Source organism: Streptomyces sp. JLBT605 (assembly GCF_058215555.1).
This window is the reverse complement of the sequence record NZ_CM177087.1, coordinates 2886756-2912009: the sequence shown is the minus strand read 5'-3', so window position 1 is coordinate 2912009 and position 25254 is coordinate 2886756. Positions and strand designations below refer to the sequence as shown.

Below are 25254 nucleotides of genomic sequence, written 5' to 3'. Positions count from 1 at the left end.
CCGCGGATGAACGCCGTGGGCCCCGTTCGGTGTTCACCCCCGTGCAACCATCCGGCCACCTCGATGGTCTTGCGGGGGAATGGATCTGAACTGGACACAACAGAGCGGGAAGAGCGTGGGGCCGATGGGGCGCAGGCGCGCGGCGATACAGGTGACGGCGGCCGTGGGGGCGGCGGTGGTGATCGGCGCGATCGCCGGCGTACCGGCGGCCTTCGCCGACGATCCCACCCAGGCATGGGCGGAGCTCATGGCCCCCAAGCAGATCAACGTGCCCGGCAGTGAGCCGTTCGCGCCGTCCGTCAGCTACTCGTTCGCCGACGGTGGCGCCGAGGTCCCGCTGCCGGAGAACGCCAAGTTCGTCATCGACGCCACCGGGCTCAAGGGCGTCGCCACCATCAAGGCCAACCACGAGCAGTGCACCGCCTCCGGCGCGATCGTCACCTGCAAGGACAACGGCAATCTGCACAGCCCCTGGGAGCCGTTCACGCTGACCGTCGCCGACGGTGCCAAGCCCGGCGCCTCGGGCACCATCAGCTACGAGGTGACCGCGGACAAGGCGACCGGCGCCAAGGCGCAGTCCACCGTGGTGGTCGGCAGCCCGAAGCTGGTGGTCGGCAAGCTCCCGGCGCGCAGCGGGCTGAAGATCGGCTCCACGGTCGACCTGCCGGTCGCGGTGCGCAACGACGGTGAGCTGGCCACCGAGCGGACCGATGTCGAGCTGAACGGCTCGCCCGGCCTCAGCCTCGTGGAGAAGCCCCGCAACTGCCGCGCGGACACCGACTTCGGCGACACCTGGAAGCTCCACTGCACCTTCCAGGAGGCCATCGAGCCAGGCAAGGCGGCCACGCTCAGCACCCCGGTGAAGGTGAAGGTCACCGAGAAGGCGCTGGCCACCTGGGTCAACTACTCCGCCGAGGCCCTCCCCAAGGTCTCCGACCCCTACCCGGGCGGCGCCCCGGGCACCGACGCCCCGATCACCCTGGTCCCGGCGGAGGGCGGGGAGTTCGAAGCCAAGGCGGAGAGCAGCGTCACGCTGGACGCCGACAACCACGCGGACTTCGCGGCCCAGGCCGGTACCATCACGCCGGCGAAGCGGGACCGCACCTGGGGCTACGCCACCTTCGGCATGGTCAACAACGGCCCGGCCGCCGCCTACCGCAAGGACGGCAAGCCGCTGGCGTACCTCGACGTCACCCTGCCCAAGGGCGTCACCGGTCTGGAGAACAACCTCGACGAGGAGCCGGACGACAACACCAACGGTGAGTGCCTGACCTACGTCGCGGACGGCGTGACCAAGCCGTTCGAGCCCGGCCACCGCCGCTACGTGTGCCCGGAGGCGGACACCGAGGAGCCGGGCTCGGGCCAGACGTGGGAGCTCGGCGTGAAGATCGCCAAGGACGCGGACCCGAAGGCCAAGGGCACGGTGAAGCTGCTGCCCGGCCCGGCGGGCTTCGACCGCCACGACCCGACCCCGGCCAACGACACCGCCGAGATCACCTTCAAGGGCGCTCCGGGTTCCTCCACGGGCGGCTCGTCCAGCGGCGGCTCGGGTGACAACGGCTCCACCTCCGGCGGCGACGACTCCGCCTCCGGCGGCTCCGGCTCCTCCGGTGGCGACGGCTCGTCCGGCTCCACCGACGGCTCCTCGGGCTCGTCCGGCTCCGCCGAGTCCTCCGACTCCTCCGACGGCGGCTCCCTGGCGATCACCGGTGCGGCCGGTGTCGGCCTGCTCGCGGGCGGCGCGGCCGCCGCTGTGGCCGTCGGCGCGGTCGCGGTCGTGGTGACCCGGCGCCGCAAGGCCGCCGCCGGGTCCTGACCGTGGCGCGGGGCCAGGGCCCCAGCCGCCGGGCGGCTGCCGGCCCTGACTGCCGCGCGGGCCGCGCAGCCGCCGGCGCTGTCGCGCTGGCGGCCGCGGCGACGGCTCCCTCCGGACCTCGTCCGGGGGGACCTCAGCCGCCGGGTGGCCGGCTCCACCTGACTCGGTGGAGCCGGGCGGGCCGCGAGGCCCGCCCGGCTCGGCCGGCGAGCGGTGAGCCACGCCCGACTTTTAGTGCTAAGCCAGTTTTGTCCGTTTAGCACTTAAAGTCGGCCCATGCCCACGCCACATGGACCCCGCGGCGGAATGGCGTTCAGCGCGGACGAGCTGCGAGTGCTCCGACGCGCCCTCGCCATCGCCCTTCAGCCCACCACCGTTCCCGCTCTCCTCGGCCCGGACCGGGCCGAGGAGGTCCAGGACTGCCTGCGTCTCGCCCAAGCCGTGGACGCGGCGGTCCACGAGGGCGGACGGCTGCGCGCCTTCCTCCTCGATGAGCTGGCCCGCTACCGCGACGCCCTGCCCGGTGCCGCGCTCGGCTATCTGGCCCGGCTGCGGAGCGCGCTGGCGGCCGGTTACGTGCCCCGCGCCGAGGACCTGATCGCCCTCCGCGCGATCTGCGCGTCCCCGGCCGGCACCGCCGAGACCGCCCGCCGCCGCGCGCTGCTGCGCCGCTGTGAGTGGCTCGCCGAGCAGCAGGTACGCGCCAAGCTCGCCCGGCACACCGCCGAGACCGTCCCGGCGGGCGAGCTGCCCCTCCATCCGGACGACGAGGACACCGTCCGGCCCGGACCGCCCGCCGGCCGCGCGCTCCCGCCCGTGGTCCGCGGCGCCGGCCCGGCCACCGCCCCGCACCCCGCTCCGGGCGCCGGCCCGCAAGGCCCCGGCCCGATCCGGCGGGGCCGCGGAGCGGGCGGGCGAGGCGGACTGCTGGCCCTGCCCGGCGGACGCGCCTCGCGTCCCGGCCCCCGGGGCGGCGGCCACGGCCCGCGCGGCGAGCACGACCCGCAGGGCCCGCACGGCCCGCTCGCCGCCACCGACCAGCCCGGCCCGCCGCAGAACGTGCCGAAGCCGGAGCCGCGCAAGAAGCCCGCCACCCCGGAGCGGGGCGAGCCGGGCCGCCGTGGGGCACCGACCCCGGGGCGCCCGGTGCCCACCCCGGCGGAGGTCTTCCCGCCCAAGCGCAAGCCCGCGCGGCCCTCGGAGGGCCGTCTGCCCTTCGCCGGGCCGCTCACCGCCCGCTCGGCCTGACCGGGGGGTCTCGCGGCCGGGAATCGGCGGCCGGGGGAGGGCGGCCGAGGCGCGCCCCGTAATCTGGAAGCCTCACGTAACGAGAGAGGCCGACGGTCATGGATTACGTCTCCGCGCTGATCCCGCCCCTGGTGATGGCGGTTGCCTTCATCGCGCTGATCAAGACGATCGTGAAGAGTCAGGGCGGTCCGAACAAGGCCAAGGAGGACGCCGCGGTGGACGCGGCACTGGCAGGCGCCGAACCGGCGCACCAGGCGGCCGGCGGCAACCAGGCCTGACTTCCCTGCGATCAGCTCTTCGTATGCCCGGCGACGCACTGTCGCCGGGCATACGCCTTTCCGTCCGCTCCCCGCGCCCTTTCGCGCTCCTCGCACCCTTCCGCGCCACTCATTAACGGGCATTTGCGACATCTGCCACTATTATTCAGTTGTGCCTCGGCCATTGGGAGACCTGGAAGACGCGGTCATGACGCGGGTGTGGAAGTGGAACCGCCCGGTCACGGTCCGAGAAGTACTGGAAGATCTTCAGCAGGAACGGTCCATCGCCTACACAACCGTGATGACGGTAATGGACAACCTTCATCAGAAGGGCTGGCTCCGCCGGGAAGCAGAAGGCCGGGCCTATCGATATGAGGCCGTCTCCACTCGGGCCGCCTACGCCGCCGCACTGATGAACGAAGCCTGGTCCGCCAGCGACAACCCCGCGGCGGCCCTCGTCGCCTTCTTCGGGATGATGTCCGAGCAGCAGCGGGAAGCACTCCGCGATGCCATGCGCGTCGTACAACTCGACGAGCCCGGGGAGAGCCCCGGTGAACAGCGCGGTTGAGCCGGGGCGATAGCGTCCGGCTATGTCCGCTCAATCAAAAGCAGTCACCGTTCGCCGGGCCCGGACCGGCGATGTGCGCGCCGTACGACGCCTCATCGATGCCTACGCCGCCCATCGCATCCTGCTCGACAAAGCGACCGTGACGCTTTACGAGGACATCCAGGAGTTCTGGGTGGCGGAGCGGGACACCGATGGCGAGGTGATTGGCTGCGGAGCCCTGCATGTCATGTGGGAAGACCTGGCCGAGGTCCGCACTCTCGCGGTCGATCCCGCCGCGAAGGGCAGCGGCGTGGGCCATGCGCTGCTGGAGAAGCTCTTGCACACCGCACGCTGGCTCGGTGTCCGGCGCATTTTCTGTCTGACCTTCGAAGTCGAGTTCTTCTCCAAGCACGGCTTCGTCGAGATCGGTGAGACGCCGGTCGACGGCGATGTCTACAGCGAGCTGCTGCGTTCCTATGACGAGGGTGTGGCCGAGTTCCTGGGACTCGAACGAGTGAAGCCGAACACCCTTGGCAACAGCCGGATGCTTCTGCAACTGTGATCTATGTCCGAATCGCTCCCTATCACGCCCCCTCCGGCTCCCTATCGCACAGCTCCGGAACACAGGCTTCCCGTACCAGGGATCGGACGAACCTTCCCGGGGGTTTGTGTTTTTTCGGCAAAAGCGGTTTCCTAATGCTCCGTACTGTATTTACTGGGGGGCGCGTCCTTGGAGAGCAGGCAGTCCCCCGGTTTTCTGTGAAAGGAATCCCCCGTGGCACAGAAGGTTCAGGTCCTTCTTGTCGATGACCTCGACGGCGGCGAGGCGGACGAGACGGTGACGTTCGCGCTGGACGGCAAGTCCTACGAGATCGACCTCAACACCACCAACGCCGACAAGCTGCGTGCGGCGCTCGAGCCGTTCACCCGCAGTGGGCGTCGCACCGGTGGCCGCGCCGCAACTGGCCGCAGCCGGGCGCGCGCGGGTGCGGGCACCAGCCAGGACACCGCGAAGATCCGCGCCTGGGCGAAGGAGAACGGCTACGAGGTCAACGACCGCGGCCGTGTCCCCGCCACCGTGCGCGAGGCGTACGAGAAGGCCAACGGCTGAGCGCCCTGCGCATCCCGCAGCCGGGCCCGGTGGCACTCCGTAGCCGCCGCGCCCACCAGCCGCACGAGGTCGGGGGCGCCCCCATCGCCCCCGAAACCTGCCACCGGAAGCGTCGGCCCCAGCTCACGCCCCGGTACGGGAGGCCGCAGCCAGAAGGCGGCCTCCTGCGGCGTTGCCCGCCCAGGACACGAGGCCGTCCACCGGTCGGCGGGCCCGGGCAGCCGGCGTCCGGCTGACCCGGCCGACTCCGCGGGGGCGGGCGCCGTCATCCGGTCGCCCGGCCCGAGCGCGACCAGACCCAGCGGGATCCCGCCCCACTCCAGCCAGTCGAGCAGCTCCGGCAGCCGCTCCGCACCGCCCACGGCCGTCAGCAGCCGCATCCGCGGGCCCGCGAGCGCGACCGGGAAGGCGCCCGGCACTCGGCGCAGCACCGCGTGACCCGCGCCAGCGGGCAGCTCCAGGACGTCGAAGCGCACCCCGGTGAGCAGCTCGACCGGAGCGCCGTCCGGAGCTCCGCCGGCCGTCGGCCAGCCCAGTTCCCGCTCGTACCACCGCCGGACCGCGGCGGCCCCCGGACCACTCGAACACTTCGCGCCGTGCGAACTCTCGGTCATGTCCGGAACAACCCCCCAGACCAGCACTCGGTTACGCTGGGTGCGCGAACGGATGCGCTGCGCTCAAGGCGAGTCGGTGGGCCGGGTGGCGGGGCGCAAGGTTGTTCGCCCGTAGCGGAGGGAACCCGCCTGTGCGGCATGGACTGTCCGTGCATGCGGGTAAGACAGAGCTAGTGGGAGGGGGTGACCCCCGCGTGTCGGGTATCCGGCGTTCGCCATCGGCGTAGTGGCGGCGGGCGTAGATACCTGGCCTGCGGGAACATCGTCTCGCACCATCGAGTTGGAGCAGTTGTCGGCTGTTCGGGCAGGAGATTCCCCGTGGAAGCGGGGGGTGATCCGGACGGGTGTCGGCAGTTGGAATGAGCTGTCCCCTGTTGCGGGACTAGCATGCGGAAGGACAGGGAGGGGATCGTCCCCGATCTTTCTGACCGCTCTGAGGAGCGATTAACGATGTTCGAGAGGTTCACCGACCGCGCGCGGCGGGTTGTCGTCCTGGCTCAGGAAGAAGCCCGGATGCTCAACCACAACTACATCGGCACTGAGCACATCCTCCTGGGTCTCATCCACGAGGGTGAAGGTGTCGCCGCTAAGGCCCTGGAGAGCCTCGGCATTTCGCTCGAGGCGGTCCGCCAGCAGGTGGAGGAGATCATCGGCCAGGGCCAGCAGGCCCCGTCCGGCCACATCCCCTTCACCCCCCGTGCCAAGAAGGTCCTGGAGCTGTCGCTCCGGGAGGCGCTCCAGCTCGGCCACAACTACATCGGCACGGAGCACATCCTGCTCGGCCTGATTCGCGAGGGCGAGGGCGTCGCCGCCCAGGTCCTGGTGAAGCTCGGCGCCGACCTGAACCGGGTCCGGCAGCAGGTCATCCAGCTGCTCTCCGGCTACCAGGGCAAGGAGGCCGCCACCGCCGGCGGTCCCGCCGAGGGCACCCCCTCGACCTCCCTGGTCCTGGACCAGTTCGGCCGGAACCTCACCCAGGCCGCCCGCGAATCCAAGCTCGACCCGGTCATCGGGCGCGAGAAGGAGATCGAGCGGGTCATGCAGGTGCTCTCGCGCCGCACCAAGAACAACCCGGTCCTCATCGGCGAGCCCGGCGTCGGCAAGACGGCGGTCGTCGAGGGCCTGGCCCAGGCCATCGTCAAGGGCGAGGTGCCCGAGACCCTCAAGGACAAGCACCTCTACACCCTCGACCTCGGCGCCCTGGTCGCCGGCTCCCGCTACCGCGGTGACTTCGAGGAGCGCCTGAAGAAGGTGCTCAAGGAGATCCGCACCCGCGGCGACATCATCCTGTTCATCGACGAGCTCCACACCCTGGTGGGTGCGGGCGCCGCCGAGGGCGCGATCGACGCCGCCAGCATCCTCAAGCCGATGCTGGCCCGCGGTGAGCTGCAGACCATCGGTGCCACCACGCTCGACGAGTACCGCAAGCACCTGGAGAAGGACGCGGCCCTGGAGCGCCGCTTCCAGCCCATCCAGGTCGCCGAGCCGTCGCTGCCGCACACCATCGAGATCCTCAAGGGCCTGCGCGACCGCTACGAGGCCCACCACCGGGTCTCCATCACGGACGAGGCGCTGGTCCAGGCCGCCACCCTGGCCGACCGGTACATCTCCGACCGCTTCCTGCCGGACAAGGCGATCGACCTGATCGACGAGGCCGGCTCCCGGATGCGCATCCGCCGGATGACCGCGCCGCCGGACCTGCGCGAGTTCGACGAGAAGATCGCCGACGTGCGCCGGGAGAAGGAGTCCGCGATCGACTCGCAGGACTTCGAGATGGCCGCCGGGCTCCGCGACAAGGAGAAGCAGCTCCTCGCCGCGAAGGCCAAGCGGGAGAAGGAGTGGAAGGCCGGCGACATGGACGTCGTCGCCGAGGTCGACGGCGAGCTGATCGCCGAGGTCCTCGCCACGGCCACCGGCATCCCGGTCTTCAAGCTCACCGAGGAGGAGTCCTCGCGGCTCCTGCGCATGGAAGACGAGCTGCACAAGCGCGTCATCGGCCAGAAGGACGCCATCAAGGCGCTCTCCCAGGCCATCCGGCGTACCCGCGCGGGTCTGAAGGACCCCAAGCGCCCCGGCGGATCGTTCATCTTCGCCGGCCCGTCCGGTGTCGGTAAGACCGAGCTGAGCAAGACCCTCGCCGAGTTCCTCTTCGGCGACGAGGACGCGCTCATCTCGCTCGACATGTCGGAGTTCAGCGAGAAGCACACCGTCTCGCGGCTCTTCGGCTCCCCGCCCGGATACGTCGGCTACGAAGAGGGCGGCCAGCTCACCGAGAAGGTGCGCCGCAAGCCGTTCTCCGTGGTCCTCTTCGACGAGGTCGAGAAGGCCCACCCGGACATCTTCAACTCGCTGCTCCAGATCCTGGAGGACGGTCGCCTGACCGACTCCCAGGGCCGGGTCGTCGACTTCAAGAACACCGTCATCATCATGACGACCAACCTCGGCACCCGGGACATCTCCAAGGGCTTCAACCTGGGCTTCGCGGCCCAGGGCGATGTGAAGACCGGGTACGAGCGGATGAAGGCGAAGGTCAACGAAGAGCTCAAGCAGCACTTCCGGCCCGAGTTCCTCAACCGTGTCGACGACACCGTCGTCTTCCACCAGCTGTCCCAGGAAGACATCATCCAGATCGTCGACCTGATGATCGCCAAGGTGGACGAGCGGCTCAAGGACCGCGACATGGGCATCGAGCTCAGCAACGATGCCAAGATCCTGCTCGCCAAGAAGGGTTACGACCCGGTGCTGGGTGCGCGTCCGCTGCGTCGCACCATCCAGCGCGAGATCGAGGACACCCTCTCGGAGAAGATCCTCTTCGGCGAGCTGCGCCCCGGTCACATCGTGGTCGTGGACACCGAGGGCGAGGGTGAGGAGAAGAAGTTCACCTTCCGCGGCGAGGAGAAGTCGGCACTGCCGGACACCCCGCCGGTCGAGTCCGCGGCCGGCGGCCCGGGCCCGAACCTCAGCAAGGACGCATGACGCTGCGCTGAGCGATAGCGGATAGGGGCTGCCCCGGACCGTTCCCGTGAGGGAAGGGTCCGGGGCAGCCCTCGTTTATCGACGGAGCCTCATGAGCCTCAGCCGGAGACTCGGCAGGGCGGCCAGCGGTTCCAGATCCAGCTCTGCCGCCGATGCCTCGTCGAAACGCAGCGTGAGGTCGGTCAGTGAGGGGAACATCCGCGCAATTTCCCCGGTCCCGGAAACATCGTGCGTCGCCTCCGCGTCCAACTCCCTGACGCGGTGCAAGGGTTCCTCCAGGCGTCTGAACTCCGAGAAAGACGGCACCTGGAGCGCCAGTTGCGAGATCTGCGAAGCCCGATTCAGGCGGCGCAGCGCCCAGACCGCGGTGGGGCATTTGAGCAGCGTCAGATTGCGTACGGCAGTCAGCTGCCTGAGGAATCCCAGATCCATGAGCCGGTCATTGGCGCAGAGCAGCAAGCGGTCGACGGTGAGCCCAGCGAGCTGCGAACCCAGACAGCTCTCGCTGTATCGTCCGATGACCGCCACGCCGCCCATAGGGCCGAGCCGCCGCAACAGGTTCAGCTGCGGCACGCTGTGGACCTCAACGGTCACGTCATCCAGTCGCAGACCGGCCAGCACGTCGTCCGCGTAATTCTCGAGGGGGAAATTCACCCAATGCGCGGCGAGGATCTTCCGTACGGTCCGGCTCGGATGACCGACGAACCGCCGCGCGTACGGAATGGCCTCCCGGCCACCCACCAAGCCGATGAGCCGTGCGATTTTCCGAGCCACCGGTTCGGCCAGGCCGTCGGCGTCCGGAAGATACGGCAGTAGGTCCGGCCCGAGCGAAGGCAGTCGGCCCAGTGAGGTGTTGGTCGCGGATGCCACCACCGCGCGGATCCGGTCGTCCACGGCCTGCCGCACGTGATCGGCGAGCACCACGGTTTCCAGCGCGCATTGCGCCGCCAGAATGTGCAGCCCGGCTCGCTGCTCCGCGCCCGATGGCAGCGCGTCGCCCCGCTCGATCAGACCCTCGATCAGCGCGGTGCGTTCGGCTGGGCGGCAATGGCCCACCGCAAGCCGGATCACGTCCCGCCACTGCTCGTCCGCCGCGTGGATCAGCAGCTCCTTGACCGCGCCGCTCTCGACGAATGCCTTGGCCGCCAGATAGTCCTGGAAGGTGCGGTGGATGAACTGCACCGCGTCATCGGCGCGTTCCTGGAGCAGCCCGCTGCGATTGACCAGATGGGTGAGGACCGCACCGGGCGGACCTTGCTTCCGCACATGGGGCATCACCCGCAGTGTCTGCGCGATCTGCTTCTCGGCCTCCTCGCGGCAGAGCTGGTTCTGCCCGGTGCGCACCAGCCACGCGGCGACGGTCTGGAACAGCTCCAGATGCTCCTCGACGCCCATCTCGATGCCCTCGGGGGTGCCGATCCGCCGCTGCTTGTCCCGGGCGCCCAGCAGCATGCCCAGCGCGGCCTGGTACAGCTCCCAACGGGTGCTGGGCAGCAGCCCGCCCCGGCGGCGGTGCAGCGCGCAGATCACCGCGCACAGCAGGGGAGTGCGGGCGAGGATCCGCAGCGCCGGATTGCGGGCGAACTGCTGGACCAGATCCTGCTCCAGCTCGACCAGCACCGCCTGTTCCTCGCGGCCCCGGTGCCAGTCCGGGTGTCCGTCCCACTCCAACCGGGCCGTACGGTGCCAGGCGGCGACGAAGGCGTGGATGTCCTCGTCCCGCATGGGCAGCAGGGTCAGCTCCTCGAACCGCTCGGCCCGGAGCCAGTCCGGGTCCACCGCGCCTGGCCGCACGGTGGCCAGGCAGCGGACCTTCGGATAGAGGTCCAGCAGCTCGGCCAGCCAGTCCCGGGCGGCGGCCCGGTCGGAGGTCGGCACCTCGTCCAGACCGTCGACCAGCAGCAGGGCCCGGCCCGAGGCAAGCACCCTCGCTGCCCATCCCTCCGGCGCCGGGCCGGTCTGGAGTTTGGCCACCTGGGGGAGCGCGGTCGGGTCGGGGAACGCCCCGCCCTGGGCCCGGACATTGCGCAGCGGGACGACGAAGGGCACCAGGCCGTTCAGTTCGTCCAACTCCGGGCCGAGCGTGCTGCTGGCCGCGTGCGCGGCAAGCCACCACACCAGGGTGGTCTTCCCGGCTCCGGCCTCACCGCGCAGCAGGACCCTGGGGCGATCGGAGAGCAGGTCGTGGATGCGGCGCGGACCGGAGGCCCCGGTCGAGCTGGTCCGCACATGGTCGGAGGACCGGGGAGCGGCTTCCGCCTCCAGACTCACGTACGCGGTGTCCAGCTCCCAGGACGTCTCACGGGTGTCCAGCTCGTCGATGCCGAAGATCTTCGTCTTCCGGTACCGGGCCCGCACCGCACGGGCGTAGCCGTCCTCGAAGTCCTGGTCGCGGGCGTGGGACTCGGTGATCTCCTCCCAGTGCGGTGTGGCCGCGGCGTCCAGACCGAATGTCCAGGAAGGCTCAGGCGTCCAGGCAGGCCCAGGCGACCAGGCAGGCTCGGCCCTCCCCAGAGAGGCGCCGACGATCCGGGTGTGCGTCCGGCCCCGCGGGATCTCCCTGACGATGCCGAGCAGCACCTCGCCCGCGAAGATCGGAGCCCCGGAGAGACCGGCGAGCGGCGAGTCGTCCCCGTCGGGCTCGGCCAGCGAGGGGCGGGCCAGTTCGAAGGTCAGGGCGCCGCCGATCCGTCCGGCCATCGGCAGCACGGTGCCCTGGAAGTGCTCGTACTCCAGCCGTCCTTCCGGGCCCTGGCGCTGGATGTCGGGGAAACCGACGATCTCGCAGTCGGGGATCGGCGCACGGGTGGTGACGCGGCCCACCCGGGGGCGGCTGAGCCGGGGGAACGGCTCCTCCACGTCGGCTTTCCATTCGAGGGTGAGCAGCGCCAGGTCATGCTCACTCGACACCGTCTCGGCCACAGGGCGGACCGGGCGCCCCAGGACGGGGGAGGTCACCGTGGTCTCGTCGGGATCGACCAGGATATGGGCGCAGGTCAGCACGGTGAACGGGCCCAGCAGCACCCCGCTGCCCTGTACGCCGCCCGACACCACCGCCACGACCCGGTCGGCCGCCCGCAGCGGACGGCTCACGAGGCGCCCGGCCCGCGCTGGCCGAAGTGCGCGGTGGAGCCCGCGCGCCGGTTGCCGACCTGCCAGGGCGCACCGGTCCGGGCGTCGCGCGCCTTCAGCGTGACGTTGACCTTGTGGGTGCGCGTCTCGCCGCGCGTGTGGTCGGTGCCGGCGTCCACCACCCACGCCTTGACCCGCCCGCCGCCTGTGGTCTCCCGGCGCAGCTCCACCGTGAACTCCATGGAGATGTCGCCGACCTCGAAGGCCACGTCCTGCCCGGTCGCGCGCGCCGCGGCGGTCAGCAGCTCGTCCCGCACGGCCTGCACCGCGTCGGCCAGTTCGATGCGTACGGCATCGCCCGGGCTGTCGTCGTTGTCGCTCACGTTCGTCCGCCCCCCTGTGCCTGACGTACCGACAGATTAGGGCCAGTCGGCGGGCCGGGTGGGCAGTCCGGTCAGTCTCGGCGGCTGCTCATGGACGGTGATCTCCACGCCGTCGAGCCGGTCGGCGCCCGTGATCTCCGCGTTGGCGATCGAGAGCGAGGCCAGCTCGGCGAGGTCCGCCAGCGGGGTCAGGTCGATGCGTGCCTTCTCCGGGTTGTTGCGGAAGGTGCGGAACCAGACGCGCAGGTGGCGCAGGTGGGGGAAGCACTCGGCGATCAGCGGGAGGTCCAGCTCCGGGTGGAAGACGTCGAGTTCGAGGTGGTGCAGCAGGGGGAGCGGGGTCTGCGGGATCCGGGCGCCCGGCAGCGTGAGTCGTAGCTGCCGCAGGCTGGTCAGCTTCTCCAGCCCGGTGGGCGGGGTGCGGGGCGCCGACGGGGCCCAGTCCAGGCTGTGGAGGTTCAGCGCGGCCAGCGGCGACACATCGGTGGTGGGGCCGCACCGGGTCAGCACCAGGGTGCCCAGGCCCTGGAGGTGGTCCAGGCAGGCCAGGTCGTCGATGTGCGGGTTCTGGTCCAGCCGCAGATGGGTCAGCCGGCCCGGTGGCAGCAGCTCACGCAGTTCCTGCGGGGAGAAGCCGCCGCGCAGCATCAGCATCCGGCGGTCGTCCGCGAGCAGCAGCCGCACGTGCTCGCGGCTCTCGGCGGTGAAGAACAGATCGTCCGGGGAGAGCCGGGAGACCACCTCGGCGTGGTAGCGCTGGGTGTCGAACCGCCGCCAGCTCGCCCCGAGCTGGGTGCGGACTGGGAGGTAGGGGTGGTCCGTGAACTGGCGCAGGTAGGGGATCGCGGCGTCGGTGGCGATCAGGGTGGTGGCGATCACGCATGCCTCGGCGGCAGCGTTCTCCCAGTCGGCGGAGAGGACGTCGGTCAGCTCGCTGCGGGCGGGAAGCAGTTCCAGGACGAGCGGACCCACCTCGGCGATTGCCCGAGCCACGTGAGCGTTCATAGGCGGGATGTAGAACTCAGCGGCCAGCATGACCATGCGTCGGACTCCCGGATCCAGGTCCGACGCATGGTCCAGGCAGGCGGCCGCCAGCAGGCGGAGGCGGAGCTGTACGCCCAAGTCCTCCGCGCGGTCGCCGCGCTCCAGCAGCCTGGTCAGTAGATCCGCCCGCTCGTGCGGTCGCGCGTGGGCGACCGCCATCCGGATCACGTCCTCCCACTGGCTGTCGTGCGCGTTGTTGATCAGCAGCCCGAAGTCGCCCTGTTCCACCGCCGCCTTGGCGCCCAGGTAGTCCTGGAAGGTGCGGTGCACGAACTCGACCGTTCCCGGCGAGGGCGCCCGCAGCACCCCGCTGCGCAGCAGCAGATGGGCCAGCACCTGCCCGGCATCGCCGATCGCCTGGGCCGCGGTGACGGACGGCAGCGCGTCGGCGATGATCCGCTGCGCCTGCTCGCGGTCCAGCTCGACCTGGCCGTTGCGGATCAGCCAGTACGCCAGCCGCTGGAGGAGCTGGATCTGCGGCTCCTCGTCCAGCTGCGGGTCCCCGGGTGCGTAGATCGCCCGCTCGGTGTCCCGCCGGGTGAGCAGCATGGACAGCGCCGCGTCGTAGAGCGCCTTGCGGCCGGGCGGCAGGAAGCCGCGCCGGGCCCGGTGCAGGGCGCAGACCAGGCCGCACATCAGCGGGTTGGTGGCGAGTAGGCCCAGGTCCGGCTTGGTGGCCACGGCGGTGTGCAGTGCGGCCTGGTAGCCGTCCAGGGCGGCTCGCTCCTCCTCGCCCCGGCAGGTGGTGCGCACCGCGTCGTGCCAGCGGTCGATGAAGGCCGCGACCTCGTCCCGGCTCATGGGCGAGAGCGCGAAGCTGGCGAAACCCTGAGCGGAGAGCCAGTCATCGGCGACCGCGGTGGGGCGCGAGGTGACCAGCCAGAGATTGCCGGGGTAGGCGATGAGCAGGTCGTTCAGCCAGGCCCGGGTGCGCTCGCGGTCGCGCTCGGGGATCTCGTCGATGCCGTCGACCAGCAGCACGCCGCGTCCGGCGGCGAGCACGCGATCCGCCCAGCCGGTCGGCTGCGCGCCGTGCAGCGGGTTGTGGACGGCGGCCAGCAGCCGGTCCGGGGTGGGGAGCGCCTCCTGCCGGGCGATGGTGCGCAGCGGCAGCACGAACGGCACCCGGCCGATCAGCTGCTCCATCCCGGCCGGGGGCTGCTGCCGGGCGGTGGAGACGGCCAGCCACTGCACGAGGGTCGTCTTGCCGGAGCCCGCGATGCCGCGCAGCAGGACCCGGTCATGCCCGGACAGCGCCTGCTCGGCGGGGCGCGGCACGGCCTCTTCGTGGGCCGCGTCCCCCTCCTCCGGTATCGCCTCCAGGCTGAGGTACGCGGCGTCCAGCGGCCAGCTGGCCTCGTACTGGCTCAGGTCGATGCCGACGATGGTGAGCGTGCCGTACTTCTGGGTGACGTACTCGGCGTACCGCCTCTCGAAGCCGGCGTCCTCGGCGGGCTGGGACGGCAGCCGCTCGATCAGGATGTCGATCTTGGTGATCAGCTCGCCGAGCTGGTTGCTCTGCGAGACCAGGGTCCGGGCGACGAAGGTCGAGCGCTGGGTGAAGAAGTGCAGGATGTGCAGGCAGGCGGTGTCCAGCAGGCGCTGGAAGAGGACGGTCGCGTCCGCGCTGAGATGCAGGTCGGCGCGCTGGTCCAGGACGTGATCGACCAGTACGCGGGCGAATGAGCGACGTCCCAGCCGCACGGCCTGGACGTCGTCCATGTCGAGGTCGCCCAGGACGTGCAGGGTGCGGGCGAGTGCGTCCGCGACGGCCCCGTCCTCATCGGCTGGGCAGGGCCGCTCCCCGGGACCGCTCGACGTCACGGCCTGCTTCACCAGCCGCTCCGCCAGCTTGCGCAGGTCTTTGTCATCGAGGGTGCGCTTCTCGCCCTTGAAGGAGACGAGCGAGGAGATGCGCACCGGGCGGTCGACCAGGCCCGCGCCCGGCCCCTCGGTCACGAACAGCTTTCTGACCAGCGGTGTCACGGCACTGGACGCGAGCCGCGCGCCGATGCTGACTGCGGGATCCATGGCCTAGGGAACGAGCGTGTCGAACCGGCCGCGCCTGATGCCGCTGATGAGCGCGCCCAGCGTCTCGCGTGTCATCGAGAGGATGATCTCTGGGTCGTCGCTCTCGCGGAGGCGTATGCAAGGGCCGGAGGCAGCGATCTCCACGCAGTTGGCTCCCTGGCCCTCGCTGAAGGAGGACTTCCGCCAGTTGACTTCGTACATGCCGTCTTCCCTCAGTGCGTGTAGAGAATGTGCTGGATGAGCCCCCATGAGTCGCGCTCCTCATGAAGCTCGGGGGACTCGTCCGCCACCAGGGCCGGGAGCGCGCTCTTACTCAGGCCGGTGAAGGTAGTCCCGTACTGGGCGATGGATTCGGCGTCTCCAAGCCAAAGGCTACCGGAGGGGTGTTCGGCGGAAACCGTCTCAAGCCCCTGAACTCCCGTTTCCAGAAGCATGAATGGGGTGCTGAACCACGGAGCCCGCACGCCCATTTCGAAGGGCAGCACCTGGATCGTTACGCCGGGGATCCTGGACATCCGCATCAGATGGATGAGCTGCCCACGCATGACGTGTGCGCCGCCCACACACATCCGCAGCGCTGATTCGTGGATCACGGCGTGGAAGGAGACGGCAGGATCCTTGCGCAAGACGTCCTGTCGGGCCAGGCGAAACCGAACCTGGGCCTCAATCCTGTCGGGGCTCTCGTCCGGCCGGGTGTTCCGGAAGAGCGTGCGCATGTAGGACTCGGTCTGGAGCAGGCCCGGAATCAGCAACGTCTCGTAGCTTCGGAGACTCGTGGAGCGGAACTCCAGCTCGGCGAGATCGAGGATGAACTGGGGGAAGACCTTGCGGTAGTCCGACCACCACCCCTTGCCCGTGCTCTCCGACATGCTCACGAGCCCGTCAAGGTAAGCCTCATTTTTGCACCCGTAGGCGTGAACCAGCTTCCGGAGCCGCTCCGTGGGGATCGCGGTCCGGCCCGCCTCGATGTGACTCAGGTGGGGCGTGCCCATGTCGATGAGCTTGCCGCCCTCGGCGATGGACAACCCCGCTGCTTGCCGCAACTTCTTGAGCTCCGCGCCCAATCGGCGCTGTCGCTCGGTGATGACAGTTCGCAGCGCCATGTCGGCGGCCCCCTCCATGGAATCTTGCCCCCAGTGTGCCCGGTGACCCGGAGGCGGTCCACCAAATCCCCTGACACGGTTGCAAGTTAGCTGACCTGACATCTACCGTGAGTGTCGCAGGTCACATCGGGATCTCGCCCTGGAGCGTGCCATGGGAGTACATCCGAACCAACTGTCCGAACTGCCGTCCAGTTACGTCCTGTTCGCGCCAGCGACACCCCTCGCCCCCAAGGTCTGCCGGGACTTATTGCGCAGCCTCCTCACGGCCCTCGGGCTGGACGAACTGATCGACTCCGCCGTCCTCTGCGTATCGGAACTGGTCACCAATGTGCACCGGCACGCAAAGGGCGACGTGAAGCTGACCGTGACGGTCGAGCGCACCCGGGTGTGGGTCGCCGTACACGACGAGGACCCGGCGCCGCCGTGCGCGCGCCGGGCCCTGCGGGACGACACCGACGGTCGCGGGCTCCTCCTCGTCGCCGCCGTCTCCGACGACTGCGGGGTGTCCGGGGGGCCGCCCGGCGCCCTCGGCAAGAGCGTCTGGTTCCAGCTGGCCATTCCGGCGGGGAGTACAACATGAGCAGCCACCCCGCCGAGCGGGTCGCCACCCTGTTGCACAGCGAGTTGGCCGACTTCGGGGTGCGGCTTCCAGCGCTGCGGGCGGAGATACGGCCGGGGGAACCGCCGTTGCTGATCGTCGGGGCCATCCCGCTCGGCGCCGGGTTCGGGCTGCTGCGGATCCTCGGCGACTACCGGCGCCTGCTCGACTACGAGGCCACCGTCCGGGCGTAGTGCTCCGCGATCTCGTCCGTCGTGGTCAGCCACACCCCGGGGTGGTTCACGATGTACTCCAGCGCCTGCTCCAGGTACTTGTGCCGGAACGGCTGGTTGATGACGAACGGGTGCAGGACCAGCGACATCACCCGGCCGCTGTCGGCCGAGTCGGCGTACAACTGGTCCAGCTGGTCCTTGACGATCCGCACGAAGTCCGGGCCGCTGAGACTCTTGCCGACGAACAGGCCGATGTCGTTGACCTCGACGGTGTACGGCACGCTCAGCATGCCCGGCACGTTCAGCCGGTACGGCTGGTCGTCGTTGGTCCAGTCGAGGACGTAACTCAGGCCCAGCTCGGCGAGGAGGGCCGGCGTCCGGAAGGACTCGGTGAGGGCCGGGCCCAGCCAGCCGCGCGGCCGGGTGCCGGTGGCCTTCTCGATGGTGTCGACCACCTCGGTGAGGTACGCGCGCTCCTCGTCCGGGTCCAGATCGGCCTGGAAGATGGAGTTGTTCTTGCCGTGGGCGGCCCACGCCCACTTCCGCTCCACGCCCGCGCGGATGATCTGCGGGTAGCGCTCGGCGACGTCGGAGTTGAGCAGCACGCTGGCGCGCAGCTGGTGCCGGTCCAGGGTCTCGATCAGCCGCCAGATGCCGACCCGGGGGCCGTAGTCGCGCCAGCCGTAGTTCAGCGGGTCCGGGGCCAGCCGGGCGGTGTCCGCGAAGATGCTGGTCGAGGGGCGGTCGACCTGGTAGTGCTCGACGTTCACGCCGAGGTAGAAGGCCACCCGCGCGCCGCCGGGCCAGTGGATCGGCTCCCGCTCGGTGATCGGGCTGTAGTCGTAGAGCTGGTTGTCCATGCTGCTCACCTCTGTCGGCTGGGGTGCTGTCTGCCGGTGGAGATGGTCGGGTCTGACATTGGTGTCAGGTTCAAGCGGTGGGGTGTGGGCCCGCCGGGCCTTTGGTCCCGAAACGGGCATCGGAAGGCTCCCGGAAATCCTTTTCGATCTTGCTTTCCGGTGACATGCCGCACAGGGCTTGGCGATCTACTAGGCGAAATAGGGGGGAATGCGGCGGCCGGGGCGGGGGCCGCCAGCCGGTGCCGGGCGCGGCTTGTGCGGGCTTTCGGGGGATTATTCCGCGCGCTTCCGCTACGGCCTCGGCTAGTAGAAGCGGCTCTTGGCGGTACGGGGATCGCGGGTTACCAAGGTATGGCCGTCCCGGTCGTGTGCCGGGACGCATTCATGCTCTGACGTCCCACCGAGAGGCACTTCCATATGACGAAGCACATCACGACTCACCTCGCGAGCACGTCGGTCCTGCGTACCCGTGCCGCCGTTGTGGCAGCGGGTCTGGGAGCGTCGGTCGCGCTGGGAGCCGGGGTGGCGCTCGCCGTGGACACGCCCTCCGCTCCGGAACGTCCCGTCGCCGTGACGAGCGCGGCCGACTCGGCCAAGGCCGAGGCCGCCGCCAAGCTCAAGGCGGAGGCGGCGAAGAAGGAGGCCGAGCGGGCCGCGCAGCAGAAGGCGTCCCGTAGCCAGGAGCGCAAGCCGGTCAAGCCGGCCCCGGCCAAGCCGGCGCCGAAGCCCGCGCCCAAGGCCGCCCCGGCTCCGAAGCCCGCGCCGAAGCCGGTCAGTGACTGGATGGCGCCGCTCAACAGCTACACGCTCGGCTCGACCTTCGGTCTGGCCGGCAGCCACTGGTCGCACAACCACAGTGGTCAGGACTTCGTCGTGCCGACCGGCACCGCCGTGAAGGCCGCGCACGCGGGCACCGTCGTCAAGGCCGGCCCGTGGGGCGGCGGCGACGGCCCGGCGTACGGCAACGCCATCGTGATCTCGCACGGCAACGGCATATACACCCAGTACGCGCACCTGTCGCAGATCAACGTGCACATAGGCCAGGCGGTCGGCAAGGGCCAGGACATCGGCCTGTCCGGCAGCACCGGCAACTCGACCGGGCCCCACCTGCACTTCGAGGTGCGCACCACGCCGAACTACGGCTCGGCGATCAACCCGGTGAACTTCCTGCGGGGGCACGGCGCGGGGGTGTGATCCCCGCCGATCCTCCACCGATGGGCCGGGACCCACGGGCCCCGGCCGGTGAGCTTAGGTCAGCCGGCCTGGTGGGCCTGAGTGATCAGATCGAGGGCGACCTCGAGGGCAGCCGCGCGCTTGTCCTCCGGGTCGCCCTCGACGTTGTTGAGCGCGAACATCCCCGAGTGCAGCGTGAAGAGCGCGGTGGTGGCCCGCACCTGGTCGACCAGCGAGGCGTCCGCTTCCTTGACCAGGTCGGTCATGGCGAGCAGCCGGTCCTTGAAGCTGGCGCCGATGATCAGCTCGCGGACGGTGGCCTGGTTCTCCTGCATGAAGCGGAAGAGGGGGGCGGCGGCGGCCAGCGCCGCGCTGTAGCGGCGCAGCAGCTCCTTCTTGGTCTCCAGGGTGCGCGGCTGCTGCTGGCCCCAGGCGATCAGTTCGTCCAGCGGCCGTCCGAGGTCCTGGAAGATGCTGATCAGGATCTCTTCCTTGGTCTTGAAGTGGTAGTACAGCGCGGCCTTGGTGACCTGGAGGTGCTCGGCGATCTCGCGGAGCGAGGTCTTCTCATAGCCGCGCTCGGCGAACAGCTCCAGAGCGATGTCCTGGATGCGCTGACGGGTGTCTCCCCTGCGCGACTGCGTGCTGCTGGCCACGTATCACTCCCTGACTTACTTGACGACCGGCTAGTGGTCGCCTTACCTTCCCTACTGTACGCAACTAGCCGGGCGACAAGTAAGTGCGCAGGGGGTCTGACGAGGCATGTCCGAGGCACGAGGAAAGAACCCGGGCGGACCGGAGGGGTCCAGCGACGCGGGGGCGGGTACGGGGGCGGCCATAGCCGGGAGCGAGTCCGGGGCGCAGGGCAATACGCGCCTGGTGGTGCTCGCTCTGATGATGGCGATGCTGCTCTCCATGCTGGACAACATGATCGTGGGCACCGCGATGCCGACCATCGTCGGTGAACTCGGCGGGCTCGAACACCTCTCCTGGGTGGTCACCGCCTACACCCTGGGCACCGCGACCTCCACTCCGCTGTGGGGCAAGCTCGGCGACATGTTCGGGCGCAAGGGCGTCTTCCTCTCGTCGATCGTCCTGTTCCTGACCGGGTCGGCGCTCTCCGGAATGGCCCAGTCCATGGGGCAGCTGATCGGCTTCCGGGCGGTCCAGGGCCTGGGCGCGGGCGGCCTGATCGTCGGCGCCTTCGCGATCATGGGCGAGCTGGTGCCGCCCCGGGAGCGGGGCCGGTACCAGGGCATGATGGCCGCGGTGATGGGTCTGGCCACCGTCGGCGGCCCGCTGGTCGGTGGCGCGCTCACCGACAACTTCGGCTGGCGCTGGAGCTTCTACATCAACCTGCCGCTCGGCGCGGTCACCCTCGCCCTGATCATGGCGGTGCTGCACCTGCCGGAGCGGCGGCGGTCCGAAGCCCGTATCGACTACCTCGGCGCCGGGCTGCTCGCCGTCGGGATCACCTCGCTGGTGCTGATCACCACCTGGGGCGGCAACGAGTACGACTGGGCCTCGGCCGAGATCATCGGGCTCGGGGTGCTGGGCGTCGCCGCGCTGCTGGCCTTCCTGGCCTCCCAGCGGCGGGCCGCGGAACCCGTGCTGCCGCTCTACATCTTCCGCGACGGCAACTTCTCGCTCGCGACGCTGCTCGCCTTCCTCACCGGCTTCGTGATGTTCGGCGCGATCTCCTTCCTGCCGCTCTTCCAGCAGACCGTGCAGGGCGCCTCGGCCACCAACTCCGGTCTGCTGCTGCTGCCGATGATGTCGGGCGTGATCGTGGTCTCGATGGCCGCGGGCCGCTACACCACCCGGACCGGCCACTACAAGATCTTCCCCGTCGTCGGCGGGGCGCTGATCACTGCCGGGGTGGTGCTGCTCTCCCTCATGGACACCGGCACCAGCCGCCTGACCTCGGGCCTGTACATGGCGGTGCTCGGCGCGGGCATGGGCTTCCTGCTCCAGGTCACCACGCTGATCGCGCAGAACAGCGTGGAGATGAAGGACATGGGCGTGGCCAGCTCCGCGTCCACCCTCTTCCGCACCATCGGCGGCTCCTTCGGCGTCGCGGTCTTCGGCGCGATCTTCACCCACCAGGTGACGGAGACGATGAGCGAGCGGAGCGGGGCCGCCGGCGCGGCGCTGGCCTCGGGCAACGGCGGTCAGCTGAAGCCGTCCGGCCTGAACCGGCTGCCCGCCGACCTCAAGGACGCCTATCTGCACGCGGTCTCCGACGGCACCCACCAGGTCTTCCTCTGGGCGATCGTGGTCGGCGTCGCCGCCTTCGCCGCCGCCCTCTTCATCAAGGAGACCCCGCTGCGCGGCGACACCCCGTCCGCCGACGCGTCCGGCACCACGCCCGGCGCCTCGGGCGACACCACCGAGCTGGTGCGCGCCTGACGCGCAGGCGCTCAGCCGTGGCCCTGGCTCAGTCCGGGACCTGGATGATCGGGAAGCTGCCGGTGTTGGTGGGCGCCGACTCCGGCAGCCAGAGCACGGCCACCGCGCCCTCCCGGCCCTCGGCGGTCGGCTCGGCGTTGCGGAAGGTGAGGCGGGCGCCCAGGATCCGGGCCTGGCCGGCGGCGATGGTCAGGCCCAGGCCGTGGCCCTCGCCCCGGTCCTTGCTGCCGGTGCGGAAGCGGCTCGGCCCCTCCTTGAGCAGGGCCTCCGGGAAGCCCGGGCCGTGGTCGCGGACCCGCAGCACGCGGCCCTCCACGGTCACCTCGAACGGCGCCTTGCCGTGCTTGGCGGCGTTGGCCAGCAGATTGCCGAGGATGCGCTCCAGCCGCCGCGGGTCGGTGGAGACGTGCGCGTCCCGGACCACCGTGACCTGCGCGTCCGGAGCCGCCACCCGCACCCGGCGGGTCACGAACTCCGCCAGGTTGATCTCCTGGAGCTCCGCGCGCTCCGCGAAGCCGTCCAGCCGGGCGACCTCCAGCACGTCCTCGACCAGCTGCCGCATCGCCTGCGCCCGGTCCCGCACCAGCTCGGTGGGGCGGCCCGGCGGCAGCAGCTCGGCGGCAGTGAGCAGCCCGGTCACCGGGGTACGCAGCTCATGCGCGATGTCCGCGGTGACCCGCCGCTCGGCCTCCAGCCGCTGCTGGAGCGCCTCGGCCATACCGTCCACGGCCCGCGCCAGGTCGTCCGTCTCGTCCCGCACCCGGCCGCCGACGGCCTCCCGGACGCGCACCTCGGAGTCGCCCTGGGCGAGCTTGCGGGCCGCCATGGCGGCCTTGCGGAGCCGCCGGGAGAGCTGGTCGCCGATGAGCACCCCGAGCGCGATGCCGCCGAGCACCACCGCCACCGAGCCGATGATCAGGGCCCGGTCCAGGTCCTTGAGCACGTTGAAACGGTCCTGGAAGCGGCTGTGCAGGGACAGCACCTTGCCGTTGCGCAGCGGGACCGACGCCCACACCTCGGGGGCGCCGGAGCCGGAGTCGTCCAGATAGGTGGCCCGCTGCCCGCGCGCCGCCTCCTTCAGCAGCGGCTCGGGCAGCTTGGGGTCGTCGATCTGCGCGTTGAACTGCTTGGTGCCGGTGGTCTCGTACCACTTCTGCGCGGCCACCACCCGCTCGTCCATCACGTCCCGGCTGTTGTCCAGCATCGAGACGCGGGCGGCGTTGTGCACCACCAGACTCAGCGCGACGGCGACCAGCGCGCTCACGGCGGCGATGGCCAGGGAGACCTTCCAGCGCAGGCCGGAGCGGAACACGAGCTTCTTCATGGGATACGCCGAAACCGATCAGGGCTTGAGTTTGTAGCCGAAGCCGCGGACCGTCTCGATCCGGTCCTGGCCGATCTTGCCGCGCAGTCGCTGCACATGGACGTCCACGACGCGCGAGTCGCCGCCCCAGCCGTAGTCCCAGACCCGCTCCAGCAGCCGGTCCCGGGAGAGCACGGTGCCCGGCGCGCCGGAGAACTCCAGCAGCAGCCGCATCTCGGTCGGGGTCAGCGCCACCGGGGCACCGGCCTTGCGGACCTCCATGCCTTCCGGGTCGACCTCCAGGTCCCCGAAGCGCAGCACCCCGCCCTCGGGCTCCGCCTCGCCCGCCTCCGCCGCGCCGCCCGGTCCGCTGGCGTGCCCGAAGCGGCGCAGCACGGCTCGTATCCGCGCCACCAGCACCGCGCCGTCGAACGGCTTGGTGACGTAGTCGTCGGCCCCGGCCTCCAGGCCGAGCACCACATCGATGGAGTCCGCGCGCGCGGACAGCATGATGACCGGGACGGTCGACTCGTCCCGGATCCGGCGGCACAGGCTCACCCCGTCCAGGCCCGGCACCATCACATCGAGCAGCGCGATATCGGGCCGGTTGGCCCGGAACTGCTCCAGACCGGTCAGCCCGTCCGGCACCGCGGTCACCACGAAGCCGTCGCGCTCCAGCGCGAGCTGGGTGGCCTCGCGGATGACGTCGTCGTCCTCGACGAAGAGCACATGGGTTTCGGCCACCGCTGCTGTCAGCCTTCCGTTCCGTCATCGACCGCGGGCGCCGGGGTCTGGTCGCCGCTCTCCCCGGTCCCGCCGCTGTCCGCGGTCTCCCCGCCGTCCTGGTCGTCCCCGGTGCTCGGGTTCTCCGCGGAGTCGCCGTAGTCCGTGTGCGACGTGGTCGTCTCGACGAACTGCTCACGCGTGGGGACCCACTCGTAGATGGTCTCGTCCTGGCCGGCCGGGCCGCCGGCGTCGGAGGTGAAGACGATCCGGGTGACGATCAGTTTGCCCTCGGGGTCGATGTCCGCGAACAGCGGCCCCTGCTCGTCGGTGAAGACGTTCTCGTACCTGCCGCCCTGCTTGCGGTAGACGTACGAGCCGATCCCGGAGCTGTCCTCGCAGTTGCGCACGGTGACCACGACATCGGTCGCGGACTTGCCGGTGAGCGCGCCGTAGCGGACGTCCACCGGGTATTCGCTGCCGTCACACGGCTGGAGGCTGGCTTTGAGCTCGGTGCTGACCTTCGGGTCGGCCTTGACCAGCCGGACGGCGTTGACCTTGGCCGGAACAGGCGTCGGCGGCTTGGCCGAGGCCCTTCCCGAGTCCTCCGCCGAGCCGCTGCTGTACGAATCCGGGGCGGAGGGAGTCTGGAGCTTGGCGGTGTCCGCCTTCCCCTCCTGCCGCAACCCCTCCCCGCCGCTGCCGCATCCGGCCAGCACCAAGCCGCCGGCCGCCGCGAGAGCGACGACCGCGCCGCCCGTGATCACGGCGGTCTTGCCAGGTCTGGCCCGGCGCTGGGCCCGGTCCCCGGCCGGGCACCTGTCCCGGCCTCGGACGCTGGCCAGGTCCCGGACCTTGGTCAGGCCGCGCACCGATCCTGCCCCCGTTCCTCGCCGACATGTCGGCCGAGGGCGCGGGCGTCCAGATCACGGCTCTCCAGCTCCTGCCGCAGCCGGGCCAGCGCCCGGTGCAGCGTGCTCTTGACCGTGCCGGTGGACATTCCCAGGGCCTCCGCCGTCTCCTCAGTGCTCATCTGCTCCCAGTGTCGCAGCACCACGACGCTGCGCTGCTTCGGCGCGAGCACCCCGAGGATGTCCATGAGCAGCGCACGGTCCGCGTGCTGCTCCGTGCTGTCCTCGACGCGGGCATCCGGCAGCTGCTCGGTCGGAACCTCGTCGAGCTTACGGGCGCGCCACCACTCGGTGCGCGTGTTGATCATCACGCGGCGCAGGTAGGCGTCGGCCAGGGACTTGTCGGCTATGCCGTCCCAGCGGCCGTAGGTGCGCACCAGAGCCGTCTGGAGGAGGTCCTGGGCCTCGATGGGGTCGGGAACCAGACGGCGGGCACTGCGCAGCAGCGCGTCCTGCCGGTTCCGCACGTACTCCTCGAAATCCAGAACCTTGCCGCTGCTGGCCATCTCGCAGCCCTCCATTCCGCTGTGTTCCCCACGTCGCGCGCCGCCGGTCGTGCGGCGCGTCGCGCGGCGCCGGTCGCATTCCCGACGACGCGATGAGGACGCTACGGAGGAGCTGTTGCGGACTTCCGTACGGAAGCACTGCGGAGCCTGCACAGCCAGCCATAGATTGTGTAACAACCGGCGGTGAGAGAGCCGACTGTCCTGGTGCGGTGGCTGGAGTGTCACAGCCTTGTCACAGGACGCGTGACAGACGTGCGGCGGGGCGTGTGACAGACGCGTGGCGGGGCGCGTGACAGACGTGCGGCGGGGTGTGTGACAGGGGCTTGCCGCGGGGCGGGGCGCGGCACGGGCCACCGCCTGACCGCGCGGGCGGCGCTCGGCGTCGTAACGCCGCAG

23 protein-coding genes are annotated in these 25254 nt (G+C 70.4%); 11 read left to right on the top strand and 12 right to left on the bottom strand.

The window, feature by feature from the left end:
- Positions 1 to 124 precede the first annotated feature (124 nt).
- From AC4BDD_RS12775 to AC4BDD_RS12750, 6 genes are all read left to right on the top strand, one after another.
- Positions 125 to 1816, top strand: coding sequence for a hypothetical protein (locus AC4BDD_RS12775; RefSeq protein WP_490691123.1), 1692 nt, complete (start codon positions 125 to 127; stop codon positions 1814 to 1816).
- Positions 1817 to 2092: 276 nt separating this feature from the next.
- Positions 2093 to 3064, top strand: coding sequence for a hypothetical protein (locus AC4BDD_RS12770; protein ID WP_490691122.1), 972 nt, complete (start codon positions 2093 to 2095; stop codon positions 3062 to 3064).
- A 98-nt stretch (positions 3065 to 3162) separates the two neighbouring features.
- Entirely contained in the window at positions 3163 to 3342 is a 180-nt protein-coding gene (locus AC4BDD_RS12765; protein ID WP_490691121.1) for a hypothetical protein, read from the top strand.
- 151 nt (positions 3343 to 3493) lie between these two features.
- Positions 3494 to 3889 (top strand): BlaI/MecI/CopY family transcriptional regulator, encoded by a 396-nt coding sequence (locus AC4BDD_RS12760; RefSeq protein ID WP_490691120.1) that lies wholly within the window; start codon positions 3494 to 3496, stop codon positions 3887 to 3889.
- A 22-nt stretch (positions 3890 to 3911) separates the two neighbouring features.
- Positions 3912 to 4430 (top strand): amino-acid N-acetyltransferase, encoded by a 519-nt coding sequence (locus AC4BDD_RS12755; protein ID WP_490691119.1) that lies wholly within the window; start codon positions 3912 to 3914, stop codon positions 4428 to 4430.
- Between the two features lie 213 nt (positions 4431 to 4643).
- Positions 4644 to 4979 (top strand): histone-like nucleoid-structuring protein Lsr2, encoded by a 336-nt coding sequence (locus tag AC4BDD_RS12750; protein WP_490691118.1) that lies wholly within the window; start codon positions 4644 to 4646, stop codon positions 4977 to 4979.
- Here the strand turns inward: AC4BDD_RS12750 and AC4BDD_RS12745 are convergent.
- On the bottom strand, positions 4910 to 5593 hold the full coding sequence (locus AC4BDD_RS12745; RefSeq protein ID WP_490691117.1) for an SCO3374 family protein: 684 nt from the start codon (positions 5591 to 5593) through the stop codon (positions 4910 to 4912). The genes AC4BDD_RS12750 and AC4BDD_RS12745 overlap by 70 nt on opposite strands.
- Positions 5594 to 6043: 450 nt before the next feature.
- Here AC4BDD_RS12745 and AC4BDD_RS12740 point away from each other — a divergent pair, with 450 nt between their 5' ends.
- On the top strand, positions 6044 to 8569 hold the full coding sequence (locus tag AC4BDD_RS12740) for an ATP-dependent Clp protease ATP-binding subunit (protein ID WP_490691116.1): 2526 nt from the start codon (positions 6044 to 6046) through the stop codon (positions 8567 to 8569).
- A 75-nt stretch (positions 8570 to 8644) separates the two neighbouring features.
- Here the strand turns inward: AC4BDD_RS12740 and AC4BDD_RS12735 are convergent, their stop codons facing one another.
- From AC4BDD_RS12735 to AC4BDD_RS12715, 5 genes are read right to left on the bottom strand one after another with little or no spacing between them, the layout of a single operon-like run.
- Complete coding sequence (locus tag AC4BDD_RS12735; RefSeq protein WP_490691115.1) at positions 8645 to 11662, bottom strand: NACHT domain-containing protein; 3018 nt, start codon at positions 11660 to 11662, stop codon at positions 8645 to 8647.
- The gene (locus AC4BDD_RS12730; RefSeq protein ID WP_490691114.1) at positions 11659 to 12024 is read right to left on the bottom strand and encodes a trypco2 family protein; all 366 of its coding nucleotides are present in this window, start codon (positions 12022 to 12024) and stop codon (positions 11659 to 11661) included. The genes AC4BDD_RS12735 and AC4BDD_RS12730 overlap by 4 nt, the downstream gene beginning before the upstream one ends.
- Before the next feature lie 36 nt (positions 12025 to 12060).
- A complete protein-coding gene (locus AC4BDD_RS12725) occupies positions 12061 to 15099 on the bottom strand; it encodes an NACHT domain-containing protein (RefSeq protein WP_490691113.1) in 3039 nt (1012 codons plus the stop codon).
- A 3-nt stretch (positions 15100 to 15102) separates the two neighbouring features.
- Positions 15103 to 15300, bottom strand: a complete 198-nt coding sequence (locus tag AC4BDD_RS12720; RefSeq protein WP_490691112.1) for a DUF397 domain-containing protein — start codon at positions 15298 to 15300, stop codon at positions 15103 to 15105.
- 11 nt (positions 15301 to 15311) lie between these two features.
- Positions 15312 to 16202, bottom strand: coding sequence for a helix-turn-helix domain-containing protein (locus AC4BDD_RS12715; RefSeq protein ID WP_490691111.1), 891 nt, complete (start codon positions 16200 to 16202; stop codon positions 15312 to 15314).
- Between the two features lie 151 nt (positions 16203 to 16353).
- Here AC4BDD_RS12715 and AC4BDD_RS12710 point away from each other — a divergent pair, with 151 nt between their 5' ends.
- Both AC4BDD_RS12710 and AC4BDD_RS12705 read left to right on the top strand, forming a co-directional pair.
- The gene (locus tag AC4BDD_RS12710; protein WP_490691110.1) at positions 16354 to 16782 is read left to right on the top strand and encodes an ATP-binding protein; all 429 of its coding nucleotides are present in this window, start codon (positions 16354 to 16356) and stop codon (positions 16780 to 16782) included.
- Positions 16779 to 16994 carry a hypothetical protein gene (locus AC4BDD_RS12705; protein WP_490691109.1) on the top strand — a complete coding sequence of 72 codons (216 nt, stop codon included), beginning with the start codon at positions 16779 to 16781 and terminating at the stop codon, positions 16992 to 16994. Before AC4BDD_RS12710 ends, AC4BDD_RS12705 begins: the two co-directional genes overlap by 4 nt.
- Here AC4BDD_RS12705 and AC4BDD_RS12700 read toward each other — a convergent pair.
- Positions 16970 to 17833, bottom strand: coding sequence for a polysaccharide deacetylase family protein (locus tag AC4BDD_RS12700; RefSeq protein WP_490691108.1), 864 nt, complete (start codon positions 17831 to 17833; stop codon positions 16970 to 16972). The two genes, AC4BDD_RS12705 and AC4BDD_RS12700, sit on opposite strands and share 25 nt — an antisense overlap.
- Positions 17834 to 18250: 417 nt before the next feature.
- On the opposite strand from AC4BDD_RS12700, the gene AC4BDD_RS12695 reads away from it, so the two are divergent.
- A complete protein-coding gene (locus tag AC4BDD_RS12695; RefSeq protein WP_490691107.1) occupies positions 18251 to 19027 on the top strand; it encodes a M23 family metallopeptidase in 777 nt (258 codons plus the stop codon).
- Positions 19028 to 19086: 59 nt separating this feature from the next.
- Here the strand turns inward: AC4BDD_RS12695 and AC4BDD_RS12690 are convergent, their stop codons facing one another.
- Complete coding sequence (locus AC4BDD_RS12690; RefSeq protein ID WP_490691106.1) at positions 19087 to 19662, bottom strand: TetR/AcrR family transcriptional regulator; 576 nt, start codon at positions 19660 to 19662, stop codon at positions 19087 to 19089.
- Positions 19663 to 19768: 106 nt separating this feature from the next.
- Here AC4BDD_RS12690 and AC4BDD_RS12685 point away from each other — a divergent pair, with 106 nt between their 5' ends.
- The gene (locus AC4BDD_RS12685) at positions 19769 to 21415 is read left to right on the top strand and encodes an MDR family MFS transporter (protein ID WP_490691105.1); all 1647 of its coding nucleotides are present in this window, start codon (positions 19769 to 19771) and stop codon (positions 21413 to 21415) included.
- Between the two features lie 28 nt (positions 21416 to 21443).
- Here the strand turns inward: AC4BDD_RS12685 and cseC are convergent, their stop codons facing one another.
- Genes cseC through AC4BDD_RS12665 form a run of 4 tightly spaced genes read right to left on the bottom strand, consistent with a single transcriptional unit; the run spans position 21444 to position 24858 of the window.
- Positions 21444 to 22739: a two-component system sensor histidine kinase CseC gene (gene cseC, locus AC4BDD_RS12680; protein ID WP_490691104.1), complete on the bottom strand. Its 1296-nt coding sequence runs from the start codon at positions 22737 to 22739 to the stop codon at positions 21444 to 21446.
- A gap of 18 nt (positions 22740 to 22757) precedes the next feature.
- Positions 22758 to 23462, bottom strand: a complete 705-nt coding sequence (cseB, locus tag AC4BDD_RS12675; RefSeq protein ID WP_490691103.1) for a two-component system response regulator CseB — start codon at positions 23460 to 23462, stop codon at positions 22758 to 22760.
- Between the two features lie 8 nt (positions 23463 to 23470).
- Complete coding sequence (locus AC4BDD_RS12670) at positions 23471 to 24313, bottom strand: hypothetical protein (RefSeq protein WP_490691102.1); 843 nt, start codon at positions 24311 to 24313, stop codon at positions 23471 to 23473.
- Complete coding sequence (locus AC4BDD_RS12665) at positions 24301 to 24858, bottom strand: SigE family RNA polymerase sigma factor (RefSeq protein ID WP_490691101.1); 558 nt, start codon at positions 24856 to 24858, stop codon at positions 24301 to 24303. Before AC4BDD_RS12665 ends, AC4BDD_RS12670 begins: the two co-directional genes overlap by 13 nt.
- Positions 24859 to 25254 lie beyond the last annotated feature (396 nt).